Origin of the sequence: Amycolatopsis taiwanensis DSM 45107 (assembly GCF_000519205.1) — a bacterium.
Classification (GTDB): Bacteria; Actinomycetota; Actinomycetes; order Mycobacteriales; family Pseudonocardiaceae; genus Amycolatopsis_E; species Amycolatopsis_E taiwanensis.
The window spans coordinates 1-5,987 of the sequence record NZ_JAFB01000070.1 but is presented as its reverse complement, the minus strand read 5'-3'; the positions used below and the strand labels follow the sequence as shown (position 1 = coordinate 5,987).

The window sequence follows — 5,987 nt, the reverse complement described above, 5'->3', positions numbered from 1 at the left end:
TTCCCCGGATCGTGCACCGCCATCGGCCGCCGCCACGGCCCCAACGCCGCCGAGAGCTCCCGGTCCAGCCCCAGCGCCCGCGCGGTATCAGCCAGCAGCACCGCACCCGCGTGAGAAACCACCCCGTTTCCGGCCGCGTCAACAACAGGCATGGGATAGAACCCCGTAGACTCACTCACCAGAAAGGTGCTCCAGATCTCGGAAAAATCGGTCCTCAGCAAACCGGATTCTCCCAGGTCAGAGCACCTTTCTCCCTATCCGACACACCCACACATCGAATTACCGTGAAAGCCCTGGGCTAATTTTGGTCGCCCACCGGCGTCGGTGACCGCCCGTGTGCGTGACATCATCCTTCACCCAAATCAGGTGAACATGCCCTCCCCTTGTTTCACCGGCCGCGCGGGGACGATAAACAAAGTCTGTGCTGTTCAAAACATGTGCTCGGGTGGCCCGGCCGTGGCGTGGGAGTCGACAGTCGGTCAACTACGACAGGAGGCGGGGCCGTGCTCCGTCACCACAGGTACCGACCTTCCGCTTTGAACAGCTTTCACCGTAACTGCCGGAAAAGCCTAAGGCCCGCGATGCCTTCGGGAGGATCACTGATGAGCCAGGAACAGCGGCTGGCCGCCGCATTCATCGAGCTGTCGGACGTGCATCACCCGGATTTCGACGCGGACCGGTACGCCCACCTCCTGGCCCGGCACTCGGTGAACCTGCTCGACGTGGACGCGGCCGGCTGGTTGCTGGCCAACGACAGCGGAGACCTGGCCACCGCCGGTGGCACCACGGACTCCGTGCATCTCCTGCAGATCATGCAGCTGCGTGGCGGGACCGGGCCGGCCGTCGAAAGCTTCCACACCCACCGGTTGCTGACCGTGACCGATCTGGCCACCGAGCAGCGCTGGGAGACCTTCGGCTGCGCGGCGCGCGACGCCGGCTTCCGGGCGCTGCACGCCATGCCGCTCCAGCAGCAGAACGAGACGATCGGGGCGTTGTGCCTGTTCCGCCAGCGCCCGCAGATCCTCACCGAGGACGAACTGGCCGTGGGCAACGCTCTCGTGCAGGTCGCCTCCACGTGCCTGCTGTTGAAACGGGCGCGGGACAAGGCCGTGAAGCTGTCGGCGCAGTTGCAGACCGCGCTCAACAGCCGCGTGGCGATCGAGCAGGCGAAGGGCATCCTGGCCGAACGGCGCGGAACTTCACTGGACCACGCGTTCGAGCTGATGCGTACCTTCGCCCGGCGCAACCGCAGAAGGCTCAACGAAGTCGCGGGCGCGGTCGTCACCGGCTCGCCCACGGTGGCCGTCCTGAGCCAGACGTCCGGGGACAAACCCCAGACGTGCTTGTCCGGCTGGTTGAGCTGACCCGCAGGACCGGTCTCGGGCTCGATCCGCCCTTGGCGGAGACGTACCGGCGGCTCGTCCAACTCGCCGCGCTCCAGGCGGTTCTGTGCGACATCACGGCACAGAAGGCGGCCGAGGCGGCGCTGCGGTACCAGGCGGCCGTCGTCTCACACGTCAGTGACGCGATCATCGCCACCGATCAGGAGTGCGTGGTGACGAGCTGGAACCCGGCCGCGGAAACGGTCTACGGCCATCCCGCGGCGGACGCACTCGGCCGGCCGGTCGCCGAACTGCTCGGCGCGCCACTGGACATCACGGAGGCGCTGCGCGGCGGCGGCGTGTCGCGGGCGATGCACCGCCGGGCCGACGGCTCCAGGGCGGCCGTACGCGTCTCGGTCGCCGAGATGGACGGCGGTTACGTGCTGGTGTGCACGGACGAAACGGCTCAGCGGCGCGCCGAGCGATACTTCGCCACCGTCATCGCCTCGTTGGAGGAAGGTGTGCTGGTGACCAGGCCGGACGGGGTCATCGAGTCGGCGAATCCGGCCGCGCTGCGCATCCTCCGGCTGCCGGCCGACGAGGTGGTGGGGGCGGCCCCGCCGCTGACCGACCTGTTCGACGAGTACGGCCGGCGGATCGCGCATCACGACTATCCACTGGCGGCGACCAGGCGCACCGGAATTCCCCAGAACGGTCGGCGGCTACGCGTGCGACGGGCCGACGGCAGCGATGCCTGGCTGTCGCTGAACTGCCGCCCCCTGTTCCCGGACGCGGACCCGCCGCATGCCGTGGTGATGTCCTTCAGCGACACCACGGAGCGACGCAGCATCGCCGAACGCCTGCGTTACAAGGCGACCCACGACGCGCTGACGGGCCTGGCCAACCGGAGCGTGGTGGCGAGCAGCGTGACTGAGGCGCTCCGGTCGCCGGACCGCACCCTTCCCGTCGCGCTGCTGTTCATCGACCTCGACAAGTTCAAGGTCATCAACGACTCGCTCGGTCACGCCATCGGCGACGAGGTGCTCCAGGTCGTCGGGCGGCGGCTGCGCGGCGGGGTGCGCGCCGGCGATCTGGTCGGCCGGCTCGGCGGCGACGAGTTCGTTGTGGTCAGCCGCGGCATGACCGACGCGCGGGCGGCCCGGGCGCTCGCGACGCACCTGCGGTCCTCGCTGGTCGAGCCGATCACGCTGGACGGCCGGGAGCTGCACATCGACGCCAGCATCGGCATCGTCCTGGCCCCACCAGGCGACCCACGCAGCGCCGACGACCTCATCCGCGACGCCGACGTCGCCATGTATCACGCCAAGACCACCGGCCGCGGCCGGTACGAGTTCTTCGACGTGGCTTTGCGGGAGCGCATGCAGCGCCGCCTGCGGCTGGAGCAGGACCTGCGGGAAGCCGTGCGGCGCAACGAACTGTGGGTGGCCTACCAGCCGGTGGTCGCGCTGCCCGGCGGACGGACGGTGAGTGTGGAGGCCCTGCTGCGGTGGAACCAGCCCAACCTCGGGGTGGTGTCTCCGGTGGAGTTCATCCCCCTGGCCGAGGAAAGCGACCTGATCTCCTCCATCGGCATCCAAACGTTGCTTACCGTCACGCGCGAAATGGCCCGGCAACGGAAACTGCACGGGGTCGACATGGACGTGGCGGTCAACCTGTCGGCACGGCAACTCGACGACCCGGACCTGCTGCTCACCGTGGAACACGCGCTGCGGGGCGCCGGCCTGCCCGCACCCGCACTGTGCCTGGAGGTCACGGAAAGCGCGTTGATGCGTGATCCCCTGCTGGCGGCGAAGAAACTGGACTCGCTGCGCGGGCTCGGGGTCCGGATCGCGATCGACGACTTCGGCACCGGCTACGCCTCCCTGTCACAACTCCTCCGCCTGCCGGTGGACATCCTGAAGATCGACCAATCCTTCGTCACCGGTCTCGGCGAGTCCGGCCAGGCCTCCGGAATAGTCAGCGGAATTGTCGCGATGGCCCACGCGGTCGACCTGACCGTCATCGCGGAAGGGGTGGAAACGAAACGGCAACGTGACGTTCTGTCCGAACTCGGCTGCGATCAGGCGCAGGGACATTATTTCGGCCGGCCCGGCTCGTCGGTGGATATTTTTCGACGTGACGATGATGGTTTCGAAACGCCGGACGGGTAACCCTGGTAACGTCGGAACAACGATTCCACGGGTGCGGAGTAAAGCCGCCGTCATGGGCGATGACCTGGCGTGTTTCGAATAACACAGCCAATACGCCTCTTTCGGGTGTTTCCCTGCCCAACACCGGTCATCACGTTGCGCCGGGCCGCTGCGGCGGAGGACAGTAAAAGGAAGCAGGGCCAGCGCCGGCCTGCCGCCTCCCCCACGTCCCCGGTCCCCGGACGCGCCGTTCGAATTCGACCTGGACTGCACAATGCATTCCATGATCGGAGGTTGTCGTGCACGGTCCCCCGATCGGCAGCAGAATCGATTCACTACTGGAAGCGCTCTGGCGGGCAAATGGCACCGAGCTGTTGCTCACCGCGGGCATGCCGCCACAAATCCGTGTACACGGTGATCTGCACCCGATTCCGGGGCAAGGTCCACTCACCGCCGCGGCGACCGAAGCCGTGGTCTCCGAAGTGCTGCTTCCCGAGCAGGCGGCATCCTGGAAGACGGCCCACGAATACGATTTCACCTTCGGCTGGCGCGGCACCGCCCGGGTCCGGGGCAACGCGTTCAGCCAGCGCGGCACCACCGCGATCGCCCTGCGGCTCATTCCCCGGTCGGTGCCCACGATGACCGAGCTCGGCCTGCCGCCGGCGGTGGCGGAGTTCGCGCGCGGCCGCCAGGGCCTGGTCCTGGTCACCGGCCCGACCGGGTCGGGAAAGTCGGCCACCCTGGCCGCGGTGATCAACCAGATCAACATCGACCGAGCCTGCCACGTCATCACCATCGAGGATCCGATCGAATACATGCACGAGCACAAGCGCTCGGCGGTCAACCAGCGCGAGATCTCCTCCGACACGGCGTCCTTTCCGGACGCGCTGCGGTCGGCGATCCGGGAGTCGCCCGACGTGCTGCTCATCGGCGAACTGCGTGACCTCGAGTCCATCCGGCTCGCACTCGCCATCGCCGAGACCGGCACCCTGGTCTTCGCCGCGCTGCACAGCAAGGACACCGCCGAGGCGCTCGCCCGCATCATCGATGTGTTTCCCGTGGAGGAGCGGGCACAGGTGCGCGTCCAGTTGTCGGCCGCGCTCACCGGGGTGGTGAGCCAGTGCCTGGTCCCGCGCATCGCAGGCGGGCTCGTGGCCGCGCACGAGGTGCTGGTGGCCAATTCCGCGGTCCGGAAGGTGATCAAGGAGGGAAACGCCGAGCAGCTCCGGGAATGTGTGATCTCCGGTGTACACGAGGGAATGATGACCTTCGAGATGTCACTGTCCGAACTGGTACGCAACGGTGACGTGTCCCACGAGACCGCGGTCGCGCGTAGCCTCCATCCACAGGAGATCCAGGCGGGCCCGCGCCCTCGGGCCGGCGTACCCGGCTGAACCCGCGAGGACTCGGGTGGTCACCTGATCGCGGGAGCTCCGGTATTTCTTCGGTAACGCATTGTGCGCCGAGCTCACGCGAATTGGTGGTTTTCCGGTTCCCGCACGGTTTCCGGTGGCGCCGCCGCGCGGCACGTTGAAAATTACCTCCGGTACGAGCAGACTCCCCTTCACTCGGCGCCTGTTCGGATTTATCCGATTCGGCAACCACGACAAGAACCGGACGGATTAAACGGAAAGGTTGCACCGTGTTCGCGAATCCTGTCGACGATCTCCAGGCCACGCTTCGGGAGCTGGCCGCGACGCGCGACGAGGGCGAGATCCGGGCCGGGCTCGGTACCGTCATCGCCGGGCTCGATGCACAGGCCTCGCTGGTCAGCAGGCCCTTCGAAGTCACCTACCTCTGGCTCATCGTGAAAATGCAAGCGTTGTGCAACGCACTGGCGGAAAGGACCGACACCGATCGCGTCATAGAAACGGTGCACAGGTTGGCCACGGAACTCGCCGACGCACTCGGCTAGTCATCAGTTTTCTCCGAGTACTGCCAGGCCCGTCTCGTACGCGGCGATCACGGCCTGGATCCGGTCCCGCAGACCCAGCTTGCTCAGCACGTTGCTCACGTGTGTCTTCACCGTGTGCTCGCTCACGAACATGGCCTCCGCGATCTCCGCGTTCGTCAAGCCCCGCGAGAGCATTTTCAGCGTCTCGCCGACCACCGAGTACGTCATGCCTCTGTGAAGATCACCGTGCCGCCGACGCCGGCCACCAGCAGGGTCACCTGGAGCCAGCGCGGGGACTCGACGGCGACGCTGTAGGCCACGATCAGCCCGGCGTACCAGATCGGCTGCGCCAGCACGGGGTCGGCGAGGTCGTAGAGCGCCGGTAGGGGCCGACGTCGTAGAGAGCCAGCGACACGAGCAGGTTGCCGTGCACGGTCCGGCTGATCTCCGCCAGGTGGGCGTACCCGAGTTCCGGCCTCCGTCGCACCGGGAGCACGGGGTCCCGAGTCCCCGGCTCAGGCCCTCGAGTTCCCGGTTCCAGCACCCGAGTTCCCGGCTCAGGCACCCAAGTTCCCGGTTCCAGCACCCGAGTTCCCGGCTCAGGCACCCAAGTTCCCGGTT

Annotated in this window: 5 protein-coding genes and 2 pseudogenes; 4 read left to right on the top strand and 3 right to left on the bottom strand. The window is 67.3% G+C overall.

What is annotated here, in order from left to right; genetic code table 11:
* A pseudogene (locus A3CU_RS48260) lies at positions 1-179 on the bottom strand (IS1380 family transposase); the annotation flags it as partial.
* A 423-nt stretch (positions 180-602) separates the two neighbouring features.
* Here A3CU_RS48260 and A3CU_RS48255 point away from each other — a divergent pair.
* From A3CU_RS48255 to A3CU_RS0134645, 4 genes are all read left to right on the top strand, one after another.
* Positions 603-1,364: a GAF and ANTAR domain-containing protein gene (locus tag A3CU_RS48255; protein WP_052372694.1), complete on the top strand. Its 762-nt coding sequence runs from the start codon at positions 603-605 to the stop codon at positions 1,362-1,364.
* A complete protein-coding gene (locus tag A3CU_RS48250) occupies positions 1,340-3,493 on the top strand; it encodes a putative bifunctional diguanylate cyclase/phosphodiesterase (protein WP_052372692.1) in 2,154 nt (717 codons plus the stop codon). Before A3CU_RS48255 ends, A3CU_RS48250 begins: the two co-directional genes overlap by 25 nt.
* Before the next feature lie 278 nt (positions 3,494-3,771).
* Positions 3,772-4,866, top strand: coding sequence for a type IV pilus twitching motility protein PilT (locus A3CU_RS0134650; RefSeq protein ID WP_027946089.1), 1,095 nt, complete (start codon positions 3,772-3,774; stop codon positions 4,864-4,866).
* Positions 4,867-5,114: 248 nt separating this feature from the next.
* Positions 5,115-5,387: a hypothetical protein gene (locus A3CU_RS0134645; RefSeq protein ID WP_027946088.1), complete on the top strand. Its 273-nt coding sequence runs from the start codon at positions 5,115-5,117 to the stop codon at positions 5,385-5,387.
* Positions 5,388-5,390: 3 nt separating this feature from the next.
* On the opposite strand, the pseudogene A3CU_RS0134640 reads toward A3CU_RS0134645, so the two are convergent.
* Together A3CU_RS0134640 and A3CU_RS55290 are read right to left on the bottom strand one after the other, a co-directional pair.
* Positions 5,391-5,558 (bottom strand): annotated as a pseudogene (locus A3CU_RS0134640) (response regulator transcription factor); the annotation flags it as partial.
* A gap of 32 nt (positions 5,559-5,590) precedes the next feature.
* On the bottom strand, positions 5,591-5,722 hold the full coding sequence (locus tag A3CU_RS55290) for a hypothetical protein (protein WP_281174181.1): 132 nt from the start codon (positions 5,720-5,722) through the stop codon (positions 5,591-5,593).
* Positions 5,723-5,987: the final 265 nt, after the last annotated feature.

What these genes read in the sequence shown, in the direction of transcription:
- A3CU_RS48255 (WP_052372694.1), top strand. Translation starts at nt 603, where the DNA reads ATGAGCCAGGAACAGCGGCTGGCCGCCGCATTCATCGAGCTGTCGGAC.